The organism is Arthrobacter sp. NPDC055138 (genome assembly GCF_053607305.1).
The window spans coordinates 466,471-485,897 of record NZ_JBSGTH010000004.1 but is presented as its reverse complement, the minus strand read 5'-3'; the positions used below and the strand labels follow the sequence as shown (position 1 = coordinate 485,897).

The 19,427-nt window shown below is 65.4% G+C and carries 17 protein-coding genes and 2 tRNA genes; 14 read left to right on the top strand and 5 right to left on the bottom strand.

What is annotated here, in order from left to right:
- Window positions 1-80: 80 nt before the first annotated feature.
- On the bottom strand, window positions 81-2,285 hold the full coding sequence (locus ACWF5H_RS12880; protein ID WP_452037316.1) for a DEAD/DEAH box helicase: 2,205 nt from the start codon (window positions 2,283-2,285) through the stop codon (window positions 81-83).
- 70 nt (window positions 2,286-2,355) lie between these two features.
- On the opposite strand from ACWF5H_RS12880, the gene manB reads away from it, so the two are divergent.
- The 4 genes from manB (at window position 2,356) to ACWF5H_RS12860 (ending at window position 6,183) form a co-directional block, all read left to right on the top strand.
- Window positions 2,356-3,834, top strand: a complete 1,479-nt coding sequence (manB, locus tag ACWF5H_RS12875) for a phosphomannomutase/phosphoglucomutase (RefSeq protein ID WP_452037314.1) — start codon at window positions 2,356-2,358, stop codon at window positions 3,832-3,834.
- The gene (locus tag ACWF5H_RS12870; protein ID WP_364645852.1) at window positions 3,831-4,328 is read left to right on the top strand and encodes a hypothetical protein; all 498 of its coding nucleotides are present in this window, start codon (window positions 3,831-3,833) and stop codon (window positions 4,326-4,328) included. Before manB ends, ACWF5H_RS12870 begins: the two co-directional genes overlap by 4 nt.
- 123 nt (window positions 4,329-4,451) lie before the next feature.
- Window positions 4,452-4,901, top strand: a complete 450-nt coding sequence (locus ACWF5H_RS12865; RefSeq protein ID WP_452037312.1) for an RrF2 family transcriptional regulator — start codon at window positions 4,452-4,454, stop codon at window positions 4,899-4,901.
- 109 nt (window positions 4,902-5,010) lie between these two features.
- On the top strand, window positions 5,011-6,183 hold the full coding sequence (locus ACWF5H_RS12860) for a globin domain-containing protein (RefSeq protein WP_452037310.1): 1,173 nt from the start codon (window positions 5,011-5,013) through the stop codon (window positions 6,181-6,183).
- Window positions 6,184-6,738: 555 nt separating this feature from the next.
- On the opposite strand, the gene ACWF5H_RS12855 is transcribed toward ACWF5H_RS12860, so the two are convergent.
- The gene (locus ACWF5H_RS12855; RefSeq protein WP_364645844.1) at window positions 6,739-8,577 is read right to left on the bottom strand and encodes a phosphoenolpyruvate carboxykinase (GTP); all 1,839 of its coding nucleotides are present in this window, start codon (window positions 8,575-8,577) and stop codon (window positions 6,739-6,741) included.
- Between the two features lie 315 nt (window positions 8,578-8,892).
- Between ACWF5H_RS12855 and ACWF5H_RS12850 the strand changes: the two genes are divergently transcribed.
- The 6 genes from ACWF5H_RS12850 to ACWF5H_RS12825 all read left to right on the top strand — a co-directional run bounded on the left by ACWF5H_RS12850 (window position 8,893) and on the right by ACWF5H_RS12825 (window position 11,345).
- A tRNA-Arg gene (locus ACWF5H_RS12850) sits at window positions 8,893-8,969 on the top strand.
- A gap of 123 nt (window positions 8,970-9,092) precedes the next feature.
- On the top strand, window positions 9,093-9,269 hold the full coding sequence (locus ACWF5H_RS12845) for a hypothetical protein (RefSeq protein ID WP_452037308.1): 177 nt from the start codon (window positions 9,093-9,095) through the stop codon (window positions 9,267-9,269).
- Window positions 9,270-9,283: 14 nt separating this feature from the next.
- Window positions 9,284-9,631 carry a carboxymuconolactone decarboxylase family protein gene (locus ACWF5H_RS12840; protein WP_452037374.1) on the top strand — a complete coding sequence of 116 codons (348 nt, stop codon included), beginning with the start codon at window positions 9,284-9,286 and terminating at the stop codon, window positions 9,629-9,631.
- A 1-nt stretch (window position 9,632) separates the two neighbouring features.
- A complete protein-coding gene (locus ACWF5H_RS12835; RefSeq protein WP_452037307.1) occupies window positions 9,633-10,523 on the top strand; it encodes an RNA polymerase sigma-70 factor in 891 nt (296 codons plus the stop codon).
- Window positions 10,524-11,007: 484 nt separating this feature from the next.
- A complete protein-coding gene (locus ACWF5H_RS12830) occupies window positions 11,008-11,154 on the top strand; it encodes a hypothetical protein (RefSeq protein WP_452037306.1) in 147 nt (48 codons plus the stop codon).
- Entirely contained in the window at window positions 11,154-11,345 is a 192-nt protein-coding gene (locus tag ACWF5H_RS12825; RefSeq protein WP_364645999.1) for a helix-turn-helix transcriptional regulator, read from the top strand. Before ACWF5H_RS12830 ends, ACWF5H_RS12825 begins: the two co-directional genes overlap by 1 nt.
- 70 nt (window positions 11,346-11,415) lie before the next feature.
- Here ACWF5H_RS12825 and ACWF5H_RS12820 read toward each other — a convergent pair whose 3' ends face one another.
- Complete coding sequence (locus ACWF5H_RS12820) at window positions 11,416-11,937, bottom strand: SixA phosphatase family protein (protein WP_452037305.1); 522 nt, start codon at window positions 11,935-11,937, stop codon at window positions 11,416-11,418.
- 56 nt (window positions 11,938-11,993) lie between these two features.
- Between ACWF5H_RS12820 and ACWF5H_RS12815 the strand changes: the two genes are divergently transcribed.
- Entirely contained in the window at window positions 11,994-13,445 is a 1,452-nt protein-coding gene (locus tag ACWF5H_RS12815) for a dihydrolipoyl dehydrogenase family protein (RefSeq protein ID WP_452037303.1), read from the top strand.
- A gap of 93 nt (window positions 13,446-13,538) precedes the next feature.
- Here the strand turns inward: ACWF5H_RS12815 and ACWF5H_RS12810 are convergent, their stop codons facing one another.
- Together ACWF5H_RS12810 and upp are read right to left on the bottom strand one after the other, a co-directional pair.
- Window positions 13,539-14,396, bottom strand: coding sequence for a winged helix-turn-helix domain-containing protein (locus ACWF5H_RS12810; RefSeq protein ID WP_452037302.1), 858 nt, complete (start codon window positions 14,394-14,396; stop codon window positions 13,539-13,541).
- 667 nt (window positions 14,397-15,063) lie between these two features.
- Window positions 15,064-15,699: a uracil phosphoribosyltransferase gene (upp, locus tag ACWF5H_RS12805; protein WP_452037300.1), complete on the bottom strand. Its 636-nt coding sequence runs from the start codon at window positions 15,697-15,699 to the stop codon at window positions 15,064-15,066.
- 61 nt (window positions 15,700-15,760) lie between these two features.
- On the opposite strand from upp, the gene ACWF5H_RS12800 reads away from it, so the two are divergent.
- The 3 genes from ACWF5H_RS12800 to ACWF5H_RS12790 all read left to right on the top strand — a co-directional run bounded on the left by ACWF5H_RS12800 (window position 15,761) and on the right by ACWF5H_RS12790 (window position 19,422).
- Window positions 15,761-16,240, top strand: coding sequence for a nucleoside deaminase (locus ACWF5H_RS12800; protein WP_452037299.1), 480 nt, complete (start codon window positions 15,761-15,763; stop codon window positions 16,238-16,240).
- 61 nt (window positions 16,241-16,301) lie between these two features.
- Window positions 16,302-16,391, top strand: a tRNA-Ser gene (locus ACWF5H_RS12795).
- A 328-nt stretch (window positions 16,392-16,719) separates the two neighbouring features.
- On the top strand, window positions 16,720-19,422 hold the full coding sequence (locus tag ACWF5H_RS12790) for a DNA methyltransferase (RefSeq protein WP_452037297.1): 2,703 nt from the start codon (window positions 16,720-16,722) through the stop codon (window positions 19,420-19,422).
- Window positions 19,423-19,427: the final 5 nt, after the last annotated feature.

The following is a 19,427-nucleotide window of genomic DNA, read 5'->3' as shown; positions in this document are numbered from 1 at the left end:
GGGGCCAATCGTCAACGAGCCGCCGCCTTTGCTGGATCTTTGGGTTGTGGCGGCATCATCAGCGGACGCCCAGAGAAGGATCAGCCCTTGAGCGCGAGTACGAAGGGCAGCACCGATTCCGCCCCGGCCAGGCGGAGCACGCGGCCCGCCACCGTGAGGGTCCAGCGGCTGTCCGCGAGGTCATCGACCAGCAGCACGGGACCTCGGTTCTGCGCCAGCCAAGCTTCACCGCCGTCGGGGACTTGGAACTGGTCCCAGACGTCGGCCAGCCGGAAGGCGCTGTTGCCGCCGGGGCCGCTGCGGGGGCCTCCGTGCGGGACAGCGAGTTCGCCGAGGTACGGCAACTGGCCAATCTCCGAGAGTCCGCGGGCCAGCGATTGCACCAGCAGCGGCCGGCTCCGCGACGGCACGTTCACGACGGCCACCGGCCGCTGCGCCCAACCCCACTGGGCCAGAACCTGCACGCAGGCCCTGAGCATCCCGGCGGGCACCTCCCGGTCCGGGGCGTCGGTGCCAAAGACCTCCCGGAGTTGACCGCCCCAGCCCAGATCGGTCAGGCGGGCCAGCGCCCGGCCGCTGCCGTTGGCCTCGGCCGGCGGGATCTTGCCCTTGACCGGTACACCCAGTTTGTCCATTCCGCTGGGCCACATGGCCCGCGGCTCCAGTTCGACGCCGGCGCGCTGCAGGGCGGCTCCGGCGCTCTCGGTGGCTTCGGCCGCGACACTGTCCGAGTACCACGGCCCGGCGCAGTTGTCGCAGCGGCCGCACGGAGCGGCCGCCGGGTCGTCCAGCGCGCTGGCCAGGAATTCCATCCGGCAGCCGGAGGTGTTCTCGTAGTCCAGCATGGCGTTCTGTTCCGCCACCCGGGCCTGCGCAATGCGCCCGTAGCGCTCCGCGTCATAAGCCCAGGGCTGGCCGGTCCCCTCCCAGCCGCCGCTGACCTTGCGCACCGCGCCGTCCACGGACAGGACCTTGAGCAGCAGTTCCAGCGGCGACCGCTTCAGGTTCACCAGCGTCTCCAGCGCCGCGGTGGACAGCACCGTGCCCGGCGCGGCGAGCTCGCGCAGCACCGCGGTGGCGGTCCCCTCGTTGGGCATCGACGCGGTGGCGAAGTACTCCCAGATGTCCCGGTCCTCGGTGCCCGGCAGCAGCAATACGTCCGCGTTGGGGGTGCCGCGGCCGGCACGTCCCACCTGCTGGTAGTAAGCCACCGGGGAGCTCGGTGCACCCAGGTGGACCACGAAGCCCAGGTCCGGCTTGTCGAAGCCCATACCGAGCGCACTGGTGGCCACCAGCGCCTTGACCCGGTTCTCCTTCAGCGCAGCCTCCGCCTGTTCCCGCTCGGCGGGATCGGTGCGGCCGGTGTAGGCGGCCACCTCATGGCCGGCCTCGCGCAGCAGCCGGGCCGTGTCCTCGGCGGCGGAGACCGTGAGCGCGTAGATGATCCCGCTGCCGGGCAGGTCATTGAGATGGGTGAGCAGCCAGCCGAGCCGGGCACGCGGACTGGCCAACCGGAGCACCCCCAGCCGCAGCGAGGCACGGGCGAGCGGCCCCCGGATGGTGAGTACCCCGCCGTCGTGCTCACCCGCGGAACGCACGCCGAGCTGCTCCTCGATGTCATGGACCACGCGCGAATTGGCGGTGGCCGTGGTGGCCAGCACCGGCACCCGGTCCGGGAGTTGCCCGATCAGGTCCCGGATCCGCCGGTAGTCGGGACGGAAGTCATGGCCCCAGTCGGAAATGCAGTGCGCCTCGTCGATCACCAGCAGGCCGGAGCTGCCCACCAACTGCGGCAGCTGCTCGTCCCGGAAGCGCGGATTGTTCAGCCGCTCGGGCGAGACCAGCAGCACGTCCACCGTGTTTGCGGCCAACTGCTCCTGGATCTGACCCCATTCCAGCTGATTGGCGGAGTTGATGGCGGCGGCCCGCACGCCGGCGCGTTCTGCAGCGGCCACCTGGTCGCGCATCAGCGCCAGCAGCGGCGAGACAATCAGCGTGGGACCGGCACCCCGGCGGCGCAGCAGCAGGCTGGCCACGAAGTAGACCGCCGACTTGCCCCAGCCGGTGCGCTGGACCACCAGGGCCCGGCGTCCGCCGGAGACGAGCGCCTCCACCGCCTCGAACTGGCCGTCGTGGAACTCCGCCGCGTCATGACCCACCAGGGCCCGCAACAGCGCCGTGGCCTCCTGGCGCAGCGCACCGCCATCCGGCCCGGCCGCCGCCGTTTCCAGTGTGGCGATGTCCGCCGCCGCCATGTCCGTTGTCCCGTCGATCCGCTCAGCCATGCTGCCCAGTATTCCAGCCGCAACTGACAACCTGTCCCTTTTCCACAGGAGCCCCTTATAAGCTGTTGGGGTGAGCAGCATAGATCTTGGCCTGTCATTCAAGGCCTACGACGTCCGTGGGATCGTGGGCGAGAGCATTACCGCCGCAACCGTCGAGGCGACCGGGGCGGCCTTTGTGGACGTGCTGTCCCTGGCCGGGCAGACGGTGCTGGTGGGCGGGGACATGCGCCCGTCCTCACCGGAGTTCGCTGCCGCGTTCGCCCACGGCGCAGCCGGCAGGGGCGCAAACATCCTGATGCTGGGACTGATCTCCACCGACGAGCTCTACTATGCCTGCGGCTCCCTCGACGCAGCCGGCGTAGTGTTCACCGCCAGCCACAACCCGGCCCAGTACAACGGCATGAAGATGGCCAAGCCCGGCGCCGTTCCGGTTTCCTCCGACACCGGAATGTTCGAGATCCGCGACCGCGCGCAGAAATACCTGGAGACCGGCATTCCCGACGGCACCGAAACGGGGGCCATCACCGAGACCAACGTGCTCTCCGGCTATGCCGGGTACCTGCGCTCCCTGGTTGACCTGACCGGCATCCGCCCGCTGAAAGTGGTGGTTGACGCGGGCAACGGCATGGCCGGCATGACCACCCCCGCCGTGCTCGGCGACAGCCTCCTGCCGGCGCTGCCGCTGGAGATTGTGCCGCTGTACTTTGAGCTGGACGGCACCTTCCCCAACCATCCGGCCAACCCGCTGGAACCCGAAAATCTGGTGGACCTGCAGGCCGCCGTCCGCGAACACGGGGCGGACATCGGCTTGGCCTTCGACGGCGACGCTGACCGCTGCTTTGTCATCGACGACACCGGGGCCGTGGTCTCTCCCTCGGCTATCACCGCGCTGGTCGCCCGCCGGGAGATCGCCCGCGCCCAGGCCGCCGGCGAGGAGCACCCGGCGGTGATCCACAACCTGATCACCTCGCGCGCCGTGCCCGAAGCGATTTCCGCTGCCGGCGGCCGGGCCGTGCGCACGCGGGTGGGCCACTCGTTCATCAAGGCGCACATGGCTGAGGAAAAGGCGGTGTTCGGCGGCGAACATTCCGCGCACTATTACTTCCGCGACTTCTACAACGCCGACACCGGCATGCTCGCCGCCATGCATGTGCTGGCCGCGCTCGGCGAACAGCAGGCTCCGCTGTCCGAGCTGGCCGCCGAATACGATCCCTACCACGCCACCGGTGAACTGAACTCGCAGGTGGAGGACAAGGCCGCCGCCGTCGCGCGGGTGCTGGCCGACTTCGCCCCCGCGCTGGCAGCTGATCCGGCCGCGGGCGGAACCGCCGCCACCGCCGCCACCTGCCCCGCCGCCTACGCGGGAACCGGGGTGAGCGTGGACCGCCTCGACGGCACCACCGTGGTGGCCGACGACGGATCCTGGTGGTTCAACCTGCGCCCCTCCAACACCGAACCGTTCCTGCGCCTGAACGCCGAAGCCACCAACCTGGCACTGCTCCACACCCTCCGCGAACACGTCTTGGCCCGCGTCCGGGAAGCCGCATGAGTGCGTCCTGGCGCGACGGCATTCCGTCCGAGGTTCTTGCCGACATCGATACGCTGTTCGGCACCGGGTTGGGCGTGGCCCAGGAGCAGTTGGCCGACCACGGAGCGTTCCTGCCCGCGGCGCTGGTCACCACACTCGACGGCGGACTGCGCCTGGTGGTGGTCTCCCCCGATGACCTCGACGCGGAGGCCACCGAGGCGGCCGAGGTCAACGTGGACGGCATGATCGAGGATCTCTATGCCACGCTGCGGCAGGAACGCGGCGACTTCCGCGCCGTCGCGGTGATCAGCGACATCTTCCTGCCCGAAGAGGATGCGGACGCGATCCAGATAGCCGTGGAGCACTCCGCCGGCGTCGCCGTCTCCGCCATCCAGCCCTACCATCACGACGACGACGGCAAGTGGAGCTACCCGGACCCCTTCGTGGACCCGCAGGAACGCCTCGTCTGGCCCGATCAGGAACCTGCCGAAGAAGCGGGCCCGGCGGAGGGCTGAGCAGGCTGCCGCGCCCCGCCGTCGTCGTCAAAACCAGCGGCTGAGGCCACCGCGCCAACGCCGCACCGTGACTAATGGCACAGCCGCAGCTTTTGTCAAGAGCTGGCGGCTAATATTGCAAGCATGCGTATCAATGCCTTCTCCGATGTGTGCCTTCGGGCACTGATGCTGCTCTCCGCGGCCCCGGACGGGGAATTGATGACCACGCAGGCCATAGCCGACGGCGTCGGAACGCCGTACAACCACGTCAGCAAGGCGGTGCTAAAGCTCCGCGGGCTGGGACTCATCGAGGCCGTTCGCGGCCGGTCCGGCGGCGTGCGGATCAGCCCTGCCGGACGGGCTGCCACGGTGGGCGGCGTGCTGCGCACCCTGGATGCGCGCGAGGACCTGGTGGATTGCGAGTCCGCCCACGGCGATTGCCCCATGAACAACAACTGCGGGTTGCGCGGGGCATTGCGCCGGGCGCGCGAGGCTTTTTACCGCGAACTCGACGCCGTAGTGGTCTCCACATTGCCGCATCAGTCACAAATGGAACCCGTGTTTGTGACCTTGCTCACTCGCCGCCCAGCCTGATCCGCACCATTCCGCCAATCTTTTCTACGAGGCGTAGAAGTCTGGATTTAAACCCGCATTTGCGGTGCTACTTTGATCTCGTAACGATCATTTCCAGCAAGGAGTCGCAATGCTCTCGGAGAAATCCCTCCCCATCATCGAAGCCACCCTGCCCCTCGTCGGCGAGCGGCTCGGGAGCATCACCCCCAACTTCTACTCGCGGATGTTCGCAGCCCATCCGGAACTGCTGGACGGACTGTTCAGCCGCGCGAACCAGCGCAACGGTGAGCAGCAGAAGGCTCTGGCCGGCTCGATTGCCGCCTTCGCCTCCGCGTTGGTCGCCAACCCCGACCTGGTGCCGGAGCAAATGCTCAGCCGGATCGCCAACAAGCACACCTCGCTGGGCATCACCGAGGACCAGTACCAGATCGTCTACAAGTACCTCTTCGAGGCGATTGCCGAAGAGCTGGCCGACGTGATCACGGCAGAAATCGCCGAAGCCTGGACCGAGGTCTACTGGCTGATGGCGGATGCCCTGATCAAGCTGGAGAAGGGGCTTTACGCGCGGCAGGCCAATGACAAGATGTGGACCCCGTGGAAGGTGGTGGAGAAGAACCCGGCCGGCATCGGCTGCATGACGTTCGTGCTGGAACCGGCCGATCACACCCCCGCCACCGTCGCCATCCCGGGGCAGTTCGTCTCGGTCAAGGTCACGCTCGCAGACGGCCTGCGCCAGGTCCGGCAGTACTCGCTCAGCTCGGACGTCGAATCCACCACCCGCCGGGTCTTCACCACCAAGCGCGACGACGGCGGGGAGATCTCCCCGGTGCTGCATAACGACGTGCAGGTGGGCGACGTGCTGGAGCTGTCCAACCCCTACGGCGACGTCACCTTGGACGACGGCGACGGGCCGCTGGTCTTCGCCACCGCCGGCATCGGCTGCACGCCGTCGGCCTCCGCGCTGCGGTTGCTGGCCGCGCAGGGTTCGGACCGCGAAGTGATCGTGCTGCACGCGGAGAAGAGCCTGGACGCCTGGGCCCTGCGCGAGCAGATGACCGAGGACGTGGAAAAGCTGGACGGCGCCAACCTGCAGCTGTGGTTGGAAGAGCCGACGGAGGGCTTCAACGCGGGCTTCATGACCCTGCAGGATGTGGTGCTGCCGGCCGATGCCTCGGTCTACGTCTGCGGCCCGCTGCCGTTCATGAAGTCGATCCGCAGCCAGGCGATCGCCGCCGGCATCCCTGCCACGAAGGTCCATTACGAGGTCTTCGGCCCGGACCTGTGGCTGGCTTCGGCCAACTAGGGCACCTGCCGCCGGATCAAACCGGCGGCCACCTCCAAGGCATACCGTAAGCCCCCTGTCCCCCTTCCCCCGGGGTGCAGCGGCTGAGATGCAGCATCATGCCGGCGGCCCGGCGGAAGTCACCGGGCCGCCGGCCTTTCAGGCTGGAGCGTTGTCCGTCAGCCGGCGCCACATAGGTCCCCGATGGCCCCTCGCCGCTCATGCTCACCAGTCCCTTACCCCCGGCCGCCCCCACATTTCGCAGCTTGAGCATCAGGCAGACTCACGCTCCGTCCTGAATGTGGCGCCGGCTGTTGGGCAGAGGCTGTGCAAGCCGGCCGGGTCTTTGCGCTCATTGAAGCAGTGGTGCTCCCGGCGGGCGCCGGCCCGGACCTGTGGCTGGCTTCGGCCAACTAAGGAACCTGCTGTCGGACCGCCGGTCTAGACCGCCGACCCATTGGCTCGGTTCTGCGGCCGGCAATCCGGACCTACACATCCGGACAGAAAACGGGTGAGACCCGGCGCAACAACGCCGGGTCTCACCCGTTTGAGGGCCTATGGCCTTAGCCCATCCGCTCAGGCGAAGCGGGCCTGCAGCTGCTTCAGTTCGGCGGCCAGCTCGTCGGGCAGCGCGTCGCCGAAGCGGGCGTACCACTCCTCGATGCCCTTGAGCTCTTCCTTCCACTCGGCCGGATCCACCTTGACGGCTTCTTCCACCTGCTCCGGAGTCATGTCCAGTCCGGTCAGGTCGATCGACTCGCCGGTCGGGATGTACCCAATCGGGGTCTCCTTGGCGTCCGCGGTGCCCTCGATGCGCTCAATGGCCCACTTGAGCACGCGGGAGTTCTCGCCGAAGCCCGGCCAGGCGAAGCCGCCGTCGGCCGTGCGGCGGAACCAGTTGACCAGGAAGACCTTGGGCAGTCGCTCCGGGTTGGCCTTGGCCTCGATGGTGCCCCAGTGCTTGAGGTAGTCGCCGGCGTTGTAGCCGATGAAGGGAAGCATGGCCATCGGGTCGCGTCGGACCACGCCGACGGCGCCGGATGCAGCCGCGGTGGTCTCCGACGACAGCGTGGAGCCCATGAAGATGCCATTGGTCCAGGAGCGGGCCTGCGTGACCAGGGGGATGGTGGTCTTGCGGCGGCCGCCGAAGAGGATCGCGTGGATCTCCACGCCGTCCGGGCTGTAGTACTCCTGGGCCAGCATGTCGATCTGCGAGATCGGCGTGCAGAAGCGCGAGTTCGGGTGCGCGGCGGGACGGCCGGAATCCGGCGTCCAGTCGTTGCCCTCCCAGTCGGTGAGGTGAGCCGGCACTTCCTCGGTCATGCCCTCCCACCAGACACCGCCGTCGTCGGTCAATGCCACGTTGGTGAAGATGGAGTTGCCCTTGGCGATGGCGCGCATGGCGTTCGGGTTGGTGCCCCAGCCCGTTCCCGGCGCGACGCCGAACAGGCCGTACTCCGGGTTCACGCCGCGCAGCTCGCCCTCCTTGCCGATGCGCATCCAGTTGATGTCATCGCCGAGGGTCTCGGCCTTCCAGCCTTCGACGGTGGGATCCAGCAGCGCCAGGTTGGTCTTGCCGCAAGCAGAGGGGAAAGCAGCGGCGACGTTGTAGGCCTTGCCTTCCGGACTGGTGAGCTTGAGGATGAGCATGTGCTCGGCCAGCCAGCCTTCGTCACGGGCAATCACCGAGGCGATGCGCAGGGCGTAGCACTTCTTGCCCAGCAGGGCGTTGCCGCCGTAGCCGGAGCCGTAGGACCAGATGGACCGCTCTTCCGGGAAGTGCACAATCCACTTCTCCTCGTTGCACGGCCAGGCGACGTCCGCCTCGCCGGGCTCCAGCGGGGCGCCGACGGAATGCAGCGCGGGGACGAAGAACGCATCCTCGGCTTCCATCTTGCGCAGCACATCGGTGCCAATCCGGGCCATGATCCGCATGGAGGCGACCACATAGGCGGAGTCTGTGATCTCCACGCCAAACTGCGGCTGCTCAGCATCCAGCGGACCCATGACGAACGGGATCACATACATCGTGCGTCCGCGCATGCTGCCGGCGAAGCGTTCCGTAAGGATCGCCTTCATCTCGGCGGGGTCCATCCAGTTGTTGGTGAACCCGGCGTCGGCTTCCTTCTCGGAGCAGATGAAGGTCCGCTCTTCAACGCGGGCGACGTCCTTAGGGTCGGAGGAGCCGACGAAGGAGTTCGGGAACAGCTCGGGGTTCAACCGCTGCAGCGTTCCGGCCTCGACCAGGTGGTCGGTCAGACGTGCGTATTCCGCTTCGGAGCCGTCCACCCAATACACAGAGTCGGGCTGCGTCAGCTCGGAAACTTCGGCAACCCAGGCCAAAAGCTTTGCATGTGTAGTTGGGGCGTCCCCAAGTGTTTCCTCAAGAACCGGCTGACGCGTTGTATCGCCCATGACTCATCCCTTTCTTGGGCCAGTGGTGTGTATCGATGCTATGGGCCACCGGCTAGACCAGTCGGGGGCTGGACAACCCCTCTCGGCGGGGTCGAGTAGGATGAGCCCCGCGATTCCGGGGATTTTAGATGTGACCGCCGTCAAATATGTGATTAAGGTCATATAGACCGGTCTAGTTCACATGGCGTCGTGGCCGAGCGGGACGGCCCCCAGGAGCCCACAAGCCCGGAATTCCGGGCCGGAAGGGGGCCTCGGCCCCTCGATTTGGCGACCGCCCGGTAAACACGCTACAGTTGTATCCGGCCGCGAGGCCAAGCGCCCATAGCTCAGCTGGATAGAGCGTCTGTCTACGGAACAGAAGGCCGGGGGTTCGAATCCCTCTGGGCGCACCAACTGATGCGGCCCGGTCACCGACCGGGCCGCATTTTTTCTGCCCTCTGGCGGCATGTCACCAGCGACGCCCTCGGTGTCTTCCCTGCAACCCCCGGTTCCGGGGAAGCGACAAGGAGGACCACATGGCACGCATCCCCCTAAACCACGAGCCCAGCCTGTTCTTGCGGATCATGACCGGCTACAGCAAGCGCAAGTACGGCAAGGTGCTGGATCCCGGCCTGGCCATGATGCACAACCGCCGGGTGCTGTTCGCCTGGAAACCGCCGTCGGCAAGCTCCACTCCGTTCCCCCCACGCTGAATGCGCTGGCGGTGATGGGCGCCTCCGCGGCGGTCGGGTGCAGCTGGTGCATGGACTTCGGCTACTGGGAGTACCACCACCAAGGCGTTGATCCGGCCAAGCTTCGGTCCGTCCCCGAGTGGCGCACGGCCACCGTGTACAACCAAGCGGAGCGCGACGTGCTGGAATATGCGGAGGCCATGACGGCCACGCCGCCGTCCGTTACCGATGAACTTGTGGTTAGGCTGAGGCAAAACCTGAGCCCGGCGCAGCTGGCCGAACTGACGTACCTGATTGGCGTGGAGAACCAGCGCTCCAGGGTGAATGCCGCCATGGGCCTGACGAGCCAGGGCTTCAAGGAGACATGCAGCATTGGAGGCTGAAGTGACGACGACGGAGTCGAACCTTGATGTGTTCCAGCAGTACCGGGGGCTGCTCTTCGGTGCGGCCTACCGACTGCTGGGCAGTGCGGCGGATGCCGAGGACGTAGTCCAGGAGGCCTGGCTGCGCTTTGCCGAGGTACCCCTCGAGGAGGTCCGGGAGCCTCGTGCCTACCTGCTGCGGACGGTGACTAATCTGGCGCTGAACCAGATCCGCACGCAACAGCGGCGCCGGGAAGAGTACGTGGGCCCATGGCTGCCAGAACCGGTCAGCAGCCTGCCGGATACTTCGGCAGCCCCCGCCCCCGACGAGGCCGCGGTGCTGGCAGACGACGTATCGCTGGCCATGCTGGTGGTCCTGGAACAGCTTTCACCGCTGGAGCGCGCCGCCTACATCCTGGGCGAGGTCTTCGGTTATCCCGCACCCGAGATCGCCAAGACGCTGGACCGCTCTCCGGCAGCGGTGCGGCAGCTGATGTCCCGTGCCCGCGCCCATGTGGCCAGCCGGCAGGCCAGGAACCAGGTGGATCCGGCCCTGCACAAGCGGATCACCGAGCAGTTCCTGCGCGCGGCCAGCACCGGGGTGGTCGAGCCGCTGCTGGGACTGTTGGCGCCCGACGTCGTCCTCACCAGCGACGGCGGCGGCCAGAAGTCGGCCGCACTGCGGCCCATTCTGGGGGTGGAGAAGGTGCTTCGCTTCCTGCTCGGTGTCACCAGCAAGCCCGACACCCCGTTCCAACTGCACGTGGCCGAGGTCAACGGGCTGCCCGCCCTGGTCGCCGTCGATGCTGACGGCGCAGTGGATACGGTGGCGAGCTTCAGGATCGACGGCGGGCTGGTCCGGGAGATCTACCTGGTCCGGAACCCAGACAAGCTGCGCCACATCCGCGTCTAGCAACCCGCCCCAAACCACGGACGATCCGCCGCCCAGAGAACACCCTTTTCAGCCGAGCGGCCCGACAGTAAAGCGACCTTGACGTAAAGGCGACTTGTCTGTAAAGCTTCCTTGACAAGGAAGGGCTGCAACGGAAGGCGCTTCAGTCCACAGAAAGGAAGCCGGCATTGAATGACAGGACAATTGCGCGGAGTCGATGGGGACAGGCACGCTTTGGCGGCGGTTCCGCGACGTTGTTGAGTGCATCGCTGGTGATCGGTGTGCTCATCTCCGCGGCTTTAGGCGGGCTTTTCGTGCTGCTGGGTGATGTAGGGCGTCCGACGCTTGCGTTCGCCGTCGTAGTAGTCGGTACTCTGCCGGTCGCGGCAACACTCGGATGGGTGGTCCTCGTTGACCGCTCAACTCTTCTGGAGCGCTCGACAAGCCGGACGATTCCATCGAATCCGCGTGGTACCAGAAAGCTACGAGCGGGGCGTTCGGAGACATGCTCGTAGTTGGCGGGCTGGGCGCCGCCGGGTTCTCCTTCACGGGACTCGAAGCGCCCATCGGCTGGATTCTCTCCGCGGTGGTGCTTTTTGCCATGCTCGACTTCGCAGCGCGCTACCTGTGGCTGAAGAAATCCGCTGCCTGATGCAGAACACGCTTCCACAGCACCGCCAAAAGTTAGGTTGGTCGCAGCAGCGTTTGGCCGATGAACTTGGAGTATCGCGTCAGACCATCATCTCCATCGAGAAGGGCCGGTACGACCCATCGTTACCAGTCGCGTTCAGGATCGCGGCCGTCTTCCAATGCAGCATTGAAGACCTGTTCACACCCCAATGAACGTGGCAGTCCCTCATCAAGCCGATGCGGATGAACCCGCCTCTGGGCAGTCGATCGGGCGGAAGCGGAGTTAGCGCAACACCACGAAGTTGGTGACCGCTGCGTCGCGTCCGTCCAGTTCGGCCCAGCTCTTGGCATGCTGGAGCACCGTCAGCCCGGACGTCGGGTAGTGGGTGGCCATGTCCATCACGGCCTCCTCGTCCGACTCCACCGACGCCAGCCGCATCGCCAGATCCTGCACCGCCGGCATGTGCGCCACCACCAGCAGCGAGGTGATCGTGTCCGGGAGTTGGTTGATCTCGGACAGCACGCGGGCCCCCGGCGAGTCATACAGTTCGTCGGAAAGCATGGGCGTCGGCGCCTTCTCCCCCAGCTCATTGCACACCCAGGTGCAGGTCTGCCGGGTCCGCAGTGCCGACGAGCACAGGATGAAGTCCGGAATGGAGTCGTGCTCCACCATCCAGCGCCCGATCAGCGGCGCCTCGTCGTGCCCGCGCTTGGCCAGCGGCCGCTCGTGGTCCTCCACCCCCAGCGGCCACGCGGCCTTGGCGTGGCGCATGATCATCAGCTTCTTCAGGTGGTGGTCGTTCACACCACGAGTGTAGTAGCCCCCTTGCCAGCGCTACGGCGCGGTGCAAGGCTCGGCACATGCCTGAGCAAACACTCGAAGCGGACGTTGTGGTGATTGGTGCCGGCGCGGTCGGCGAGAACGCGGCGGAGCGCACCGCCAATGGAGGACTCAAAACCATACTGGTGGAATCGGAACTGGTGGGCGGCGAATGCTCCTATTGGGCCTGCATGCCCTCCAAGGCGCTGCTTCGCCCCGGCACGCTGCTGCAGGCCGCCCGCAGCGTCCAGGGCGCCGCCCAGGCCGTGACCGGCGGCCTGGATGCAGCCGCGGTGCTGGCGCGCCGGGATTCGTTCACCTCCAACTGGGACGACTCCTCCCAGGTGAAGTGGGTGGACGGGGCCGGCATCGAATTGATCCGCGGCACCGCCACGCTCAGCGGTGCGCGGGAAGTGACGGTGACGGACGACGACGGGACGCAGACCCGCATCACCGCGCGCCACGCCGTCGTGCTGGCCACCGGGTCCGTCCCCACGGTGCCGCGGGTGGACGGCTTGGACGGGGTCGATTTCTGGGGAACCCGCGAGGCCACTTCCGCCCGGGAGGTCCCGGAGAGCCTGCTGGTGCTGGGCGGCGGCGTCTCCGGCTGCGAGCTGGCCCAGGCCTACGCCCGGCTGGGCACCGACGTCACGCTGGTGGCCCGCGGCGATTTGCTGGCGAAGTTTCCCGAACCGGCCCGGCGCCTGGTGGAAGCCGGCTTGCGCCGCGACGGCGTGCGGATCCGCCTGCACACCGCCACGTCCCGTGCTGATTCGTACGACGGCGGAGTCACCCTTTCGCTGGCTGCGGCGGGTTCGGACGGGGAGACGGGGACGGGAGACACCGTCACCGGAGCCAAACTGCTGGTCTCCAGCGGACGGCATCCGGCCCTGGCGGGGCTCGGCCTCGAGGGGCTGGGTCTGGACCCGAAGCACCTCGGCGTGGACGCCAGCGGCCGGGTCGCCGGCGTGGACGGCGGCTGGCTCTACGCGGTGGGCGATGCGGCTGGCAAGGCGCAGCTGACCCACCAGGGCAAATACCAGGCCCGCGCCACCGGAGAGGCGATCTCGGCCCGCGCCGCCGGCGAGCTGGACGGCGATCCGGAACCGTGGAGCCGCTATGCCAGCACGGCCGACGACGCGGCGGTGCCCTCAGTAGTTTTCACCGATCCGGAGCTCGCTTTCATCGGCCTGACCGAAGCCCAAGCCAAGGAGCGCGGGCTGAACATCTCGACCACCGAACTGCCGATCGCCGTCGCCGGCTCCTCGCTCTACGCCGACGGCTACCAGGGCTGGGCACAGATGGTGGTGGACGAGGAGCGCAAGGTGATCGTGGGCATGACCTTCGCGGGCCCCGGCGTCGGCGAACTGCTGCACGCGGCCACCATCGCCGTGGTCGGCCAAGTCCCGCTGGACCGACTCTGGCACGCCGTCCCCTCCTACCCCACCATCAGCGAAGTCTGGCTCCGCCTGCTCGAAAAATACGGCCTGTAGCCCCGACCGCTGGAGCGGCGTAGAGGTGCAGAGACAACAAAGCACCCCGGCTCCCGAGGAATTCGGGGGCCGGGGTGCAAAAGGTGAGAAAAACTAGATCGAGTACTCCGGCGCAGCCCAGACGACCACTTCCGGGTGCTCGTAGAACCGGTAGCCCTGGCCGCGCACGGTGCGCACGGTGTTGGCCAAGCGGCCCAGCTTCGACCGAAGCCGGCGGATGTGCACGTCGATGGTGCGCTCGTTCGGAACTTCCTCGGCGTTCTTCCACAGCCCGGAGAGCAACTCTTCCCGGCCCACCGTGCGGGTGGCGTTCTCCACCAGGTAGTTGAGCAGCTCGAACTCCTTGAACGTCAGGTTCAGGGTCTCGCCGTCCAGGTGCACCTCGCGGCGGGACAGATCGATCAGCACCCCGCTGGGCCTGCTGGCATGCGAAGCCTGCTGCGGCTGGCGCTGGATCTCCACGGCCGGGGTGCGCGGACGGCGGCTGACGGTGGGGTCGCCGAGGGCCTGGCGGACCACGTCGATGTTCTCGCCCGGGGCGTCGGCCGGGGCGAGGGCTACCGCCCCGTGGGTCTGGGCATCTGCGGCAAGCGACTGCACATAGGCGCGGACCTGTGCGGCCAGCTTGCTCAGCGTGGTTCCCTGGGCAGCAGCGGCTTCCTCGTCGAGGCCCACATAGAGGACGAACCCGCGGGCAACGGTGTCGTTGGAGACGGCCTGCGGGCCCGGAATTCCATTGGGGGTGACCACGGGAGTCGGTGCCGTGGTCGGATTGGCGGCAGCGGCGTCGTACTGGCCCGGAACCGCACGGAGCACGCGGTAGGGCTGCTCACCTTGGTGCGGCTGCCCGGCGAACTGCTGGTGCGCCCCGGAGGCCTGGCGCTGGGCGGCGGCCGCACGGTTCTGTGCGTTGCGGACGGAGATGTGGACGTATCCGGATGAAACTGACATTGAGAACCTCATGTGTGAATGGCCGTCATCGCGGCGCGAATGCATGGCATGCCCGCACGGGATGTGTTTCTGGCGCCCGCCATTGGACAGTTGAATTGCCTGGATAACTCTGGGGGTGGGGAGTTAGGCCTGCATTCGGCAACAGTCCATCAGTCCGCCGGGAGACACCCCGTAACTGAAGGCTGCGGCTGCAGATGCTGTTGCGTTGTTGTTCACAACCATGAGTTTCCTCGTAACAAAGCTTACGTGCAAGTAATATAAGCCTGCTTATCTCACATAGTGAGATGAAATGCCTGTTTTGTGTGGGGGATCACAGCAAGATGGGTGAATAAATATGAATCCAAAGTGGATGCTTCAGGCTTTGGTCGCATAAATATTCACGCGTGAGGCCCAATGGGCGTAATGCGGGCGGAGTAGAACGAAAACGCTTGCGTTCGCAAGGTGTCCAAAATGTGGACACACATCGTGCGCGAGTGCGCAACGGCTTAGGCACCGGCGACGCTGGCTTCAACCGCATGTGCACCGGAAGCACTGGCCCGCGCTTTTCGTCCAGGGCAGCCGCCCAGAGGCCAGCCAGCCGGTGGTCAGGCCGCCGAAGGGGGCGTCCGGCTAGAGGCCAGGCGGCCGGGGGCGTCCGGTCAGAGGCCAGACGCCAGTCGGCCAGTGGTCAGCCGGCCACGCCGTAGAGCCGGTCGCCGGCATCGCCGAGTCCGGGCACGATGTACGCCTTCTCATTCAGCCTCTCGTCGATGGAGGCAACCACGATGGAGACGTTGGCGTCCTCCAGCTCGTCGCGCAGCGCCTGCAGCCCTTCGGGAGCGGCGAGCAGGCAGATGCAGGTCACGTCGGCGGCGCCCCGGGCAAAGAGGAACTTGATGGCTTCGCGCAGCGTGCCGCCGGTGGCCAGCATCGGATCCAGCACGAACACTTGGCGTCCGGTGAGGTCGGCCGGTAACCGCTCGGCGTAGGTGATCACGTCCAGGGTTTCCTCGTTGCGGGCCATGCCCAGGAACCCGACTTCGGCGGTCGGCACCAGCTTGGTCATGCCCTCGAGCATGCCGAGGCCGGCACGCAGGATCGGCACCACCAGCGGGGTCGGCTTGGTGAACGCGGTGCCGATGGTCCGGGTCACCGGCGTCTCGATCTCCACCGGCTCGGTGCGGACCTCGCGGGTTGCCTCGTAGGCAAGCAGGGTCACCAACTCTTCGGTGAGTTGGCGGAAGACGGGCGACGGAGTGGTCTTGTCGCGGAGAACGGTGAGTTTGTGGGCAACAAGAGGATGGTCCACTTCGAGTACGCGCATCACATAAAACTACCGGCAGCCGGATAGCAGGGACAAACATCGGGCCTGCCAGAATGGTGGCATGGGCCCGATTGATCCGCAGCACCACCACTGGATGGGCCTTGCCCTGGACCAGGCCCGCCTCGCGCTGGAAACCTTCGATGTCCCGATCGGCGCGGTGGTGGTGGGGCCCGACGGCGGGGTGCTGGGTTCCGGACGCAACGAACGGGAGGCGCTCCACGACCCCACCGGCCATGCCGAGATGGTGGCCATTCGAGAGGCCGCGCGAAAGCTCGGAACGTGGCGGCTGGACGGCTGCACCCTGGTGGTCACCCTGGAGCCATGCGCCATGTGCGCCGGTGCCACTGTGCTGGCCCGGATCCCTACGGTGGTCTTCGGCGCCTGGGACGAAAAGGCCGGCGCCGCCGGCAGCGTCTTCGACGTCCTGCGGGAGCGGCGGTTGAACCACTGGGTGGAGGTCTACCCCGAGGTCCGGGCCGACGAGTCCGCCGCCATGCTGCGGGCCTTCTTTGCGGGCCACCGCGGCGATCTCCCCCTCTGACAAGGCCCTCGGCCTCACCGTTTTGGGGCTCAGGCCCAACACCGGGTAAAGTTGACGCGTTGGTGACGTGTCCGAGCGGCCGAAGGTGCAACACTCGAAATGTTGTTTGGTGTAACAGCCAACGTGGGTTCAAATCCCACCGTCACCGCCACAGAAAACCCCCGGTAACCCGGGGGTTTTCTTCATTTCTGGGACAGCCGTGGTGCATTTATGGTGCAGACTCCGGTGGCGGCCCCGTCAAATCCCGCACCGCGCCCCCGCACTCGTTTCGTTCGAAGACAGGGCTGCGTCGGTGCGCCGGGACAGTCCGGATAAGATCACGGGGAGGTATTGCGCGCTCCTGCGCTGCCGACGAGGAGTAAGAACGTGTGCCAACCGTGGTCGTCTGCCGACTGCATGCCAGCCGGCCCCAGAAGCACGCTCTTAAACATCGAGGGCACGGCCCACGGTGGGATCACATTCGCGGAGGAAAATCGTCGATGGTGAAGCTCAATTTGAAGGCCGTCGAGGAACGCGTTGCCCCACTCGGCGGCCGCGAATCCTACGATCGCGAGTTCATTTTCGACTTGCTGCGGGCCTACGGGAAACCTCAGGGCAATGTGACCCGACTACGCAAAGGCTCGCTTAACGTTGCCAAAGATCCATCCACTGAAGTGGCGCAGAAGAACGTCGTCTACTTCAAGGAGACAACCGGCGATGCGCTCGCGGTCATCGACGAGCTGAAGACTTCACCGGTGGTCGTCCGGTACAACACGCGGTTCGTCATTGTCACCGACTACACGGAACTGCTCGCCATCGACACGAAGACCGGCGAAAACCTGATGATCCCGATCAAGGACATCGACCAGCACTTCACGTTCTTCCTGCCCTGGGCCGGCATGGAAAAAGCCCAGTACATCGCCGAGGCCCACGCGGACGTCAAAGCTGCCGAGCGGATGGGCAAGCTTTTCGACGAGTTGCTGGCGGCGAACCCCGGAATGCTCGACATGGCGCACGGGCGTCATGCGCTCAACGTGTTCTTCACCAGGCTCCTGTTCTGCTTCTTCGCCGAAGACACCGGCATCTTCGAGGAGGGTGCGTTCACCAACGCTGTCGGCTCGCATACTCAACCCGACGGTTCCGACGTCGCTGAGTTCCTCACGGAGGTCTTTAGGGCGCTCGATACTGAAGATGCCGCAAAGAAGCCCACACACCTGGCACGGTTTCCGTACGTCAACGGCCGGCTGTTCACGATGGCACCAGAGCAGGTGGTGCCACAATTCACGAAGAAGGCCCGCGACCTGCTGCTTGAGTCGGGCACGCTGATCTGGCGAGACATCAATCCGGATATTTTCGGCTCGATGTTTCAGGCGATTGTCACCCCGGGTAAGCGCAGCGACCTAGGCCAGCACTACACATCGGTGCCAAACATCCTCAAGACCATCGAACCATTGTTTTTGGATGATTTGAAGGAACAGCTCGATGCGGGGTTCGACTCCGTCAAGAAGCTTGAAGCACTGCTCGAACGAATCAGCGCGATCAAGATTTTCGACCCTGCGTGTGGGTCCGGTAACTTCCTCGTCATTGCGTACAAGGAACTGCGTCGTCTGGAGCACGCGATCCTGGAGCGGTTGTTTGAGATCGATCCGAAGCATCAGGTGCTGTACGCCGAGTCGAAGATCAGCATCGAACACTTCTATGGACTGGAGATCGACGATTTTGCCGTCGAGGTGGCAATTCTCTCCCTTTGGATCGCCAAGCACCAGATGAACGCTGAGTTCAAGGAAAAGTTCAACCTCTCCATCCCTCTGATTCCACTGAAGGAAACGGGCCAGATCCAGGCAGGTAATGCCACACGCGTCGATTGGAACAGCGTGTGCCCGAACGACGGCACCGAGGAAATTTATCTCATCGGCAACCCGCCGTACAAGGGCGGGAAGTCACAGAGCAAGGAGATGAAAGCGGACTATCCGTTCGTGTTCGGGAACCGCCCCTATTCCAAAGACCTCGATTACATCGCGCTGTGGTTCGTCAAAGGGGCTGACTACATCGAAGGAAATCGAGCGGAGCTTGCGTTCGTGACCACGAACTCAGTGTCCCAGGGCGAGCACGTCGGGTTGATGTTTCCAATGATCTTTGCCAAAGGTATTGAGATTGGTTACGCCTACACCTCATTCAAGTGGGAGAACAACGCCAGGCGCAACGCAGGCGTGAGTGTCGTTGTTATCGGCCTTCGCGCCGCTAAAGCACGCCCCAAGTACATCTACAGCGACGGGTTGCAGATTGAGGCTCGAAATATCAATGGGTACCTCGCTGACGCTTCGTCAGTCTTCATCTATCGGCGCGCGAAGAGCCTCAACCCGTCACTCCCGAAGATGACCTTGGGTTCCATGCCCAAGGACGGTGGAAACCTCGTTATGAATGCTATTGAGTATGACCGGGCCCTAGCAGCGGACCCATTAAGCGAGGCGTACTTGAAAAAGTACGTTGGCTCCGAGGAATACATCAAGGATATTCCCCGATACTGCGTCTGGGTGACCGACGATAAAGTCTCCGAAGCCCGACTCATTGTTCCTATTGCCGAGCGACTGAACGCAGTGGCGGCATGGCGAGCGGGGAGAGACGAACCAGGGGTGAAGGCATTTGCTGCCTACCCCAACCGATTCAAGCAGGTTGCTTACAAGCCAACGAATTCGATCATCGTCCCACGACACTCGTCTGAGCGCCGCGTATATATTCCGATGGGGTATCTGTCCAAAGACTTCGTGATCTCAGACGCCGCGCTGGCTATCTACGACGCCGAACCGTGGGCGTTCGCTTTGTTGACTTCGGCGATGCACATGGCGTGGACCCGTGCCGTCGGTGGCCAACTGGAGACGCGGCTTCGTTACTCGAACACCATCGTCTACAACAATTTCCCATTGCCGCCGTTGAGTGACGCAGTCAAGGAGAGCCTGACCGAGGCAGCTCTGCGTGTTCTAGACGTTCGCGAGTACCACTGCGAACGGACTCTGGCGGAACTCTACGATCCTGAGCTGATGCCCGAAGATCTTCGCGCCGCCCATGCAGTGGTCGACACCTTGGTGGATTCGATCTATTCGAAGCGCGGTTACGAGACTGATGAACAAAGGTTGTCTGACCTCTTTGCTATGTACGAGGAAATGACAGCAGCAGAATCTACAAGGGGGAACAAGAAGAAGTGAACAAG

What these genes read in the sequence shown, in the direction of transcription:
- ACWF5H_RS12865 (WP_452037312.1), top strand. Translation starts at nt 4,452, where the DNA reads ATGCGTATCAATGCCTTCTCCGATGTGTGCCTTCGGGCACTGATGCTG.
- ACWF5H_RS12870 (WP_364645852.1), top strand. Translation starts at nt 3,831, where the DNA reads ATGAGTGCGTCCTGGCGCGACGGCATTCCGTCCGAGGTTCTTGCCGAC.
- upp (WP_452037300.1), bottom strand. Translation starts at nt 15,699, where the DNA reads ATGCGCGTACTCGAAGTGGACCATCCTCTTGTTGCCCACAAACTCACC.
- ACWF5H_RS12825 (WP_364645999.1), top strand. Translation starts at nt 11,154, where the DNA reads ATGCAGAACACGCTTCCACAGCACCGCCAAAAGTTAGGTTGGTCGCAG.
- ACWF5H_RS12880 (WP_452037316.1), bottom strand. Translation starts at nt 2,285, where the DNA reads ATGGCTGAGCGGATCGACGGGACAACGGACATGGCGGCGGCGGACATC.
- ACWF5H_RS12830 (WP_452037306.1), top strand. Translation starts at nt 11,008, where the DNA reads ATGCTCGTAGTTGGCGGGCTGGGCGCCGCCGGGTTCTCCTTCACGGGA.
- ACWF5H_RS12840 (WP_452037374.1), top strand. Translation starts at nt 9,284, where the DNA reads ATGGGCGCCTCCGCGGCGGTCGGGTGCAGCTGGTGCATGGACTTCGGC.
- ACWF5H_RS12860 (WP_452037310.1), top strand. Translation starts at nt 5,011, where the DNA reads ATGCTCTCGGAGAAATCCCTCCCCATCATCGAAGCCACCCTGCCCCTC.
- ACWF5H_RS12800 (WP_452037299.1), top strand. Translation starts at nt 15,761, where the DNA reads ATGGGCCCGATTGATCCGCAGCACCACCACTGGATGGGCCTTGCCCTG.
- ACWF5H_RS12815 (WP_452037303.1), top strand. Translation starts at nt 11,994, where the DNA reads ATGCCTGAGCAAACACTCGAAGCGGACGTTGTGGTGATTGGTGCCGGC.
- ACWF5H_RS12810 (WP_452037302.1), bottom strand. Translation starts at nt 14,396, where the DNA reads ATGTCAGTTTCATCCGGATACGTCCACATCTCCGTCCGCAACGCACAG.
- ACWF5H_RS12845 (WP_452037308.1), top strand. Translation starts at nt 9,093, where the DNA reads ATGGCACGCATCCCCCTAAACCACGAGCCCAGCCTGTTCTTGCGGATC.
- ACWF5H_RS12790 (WP_452037297.1), top strand. Translation starts at nt 16,720, where the DNA reads ATGGTGAAGCTCAATTTGAAGGCCGTCGAGGAACGCGTTGCCCCACTC.
- ACWF5H_RS12855 (WP_364645844.1), bottom strand. Translation starts at nt 8,577, where the DNA reads ATGGGCGATACAACGCGTCAGCCGGTTCTTGAGGAAACACTTGGGGAC.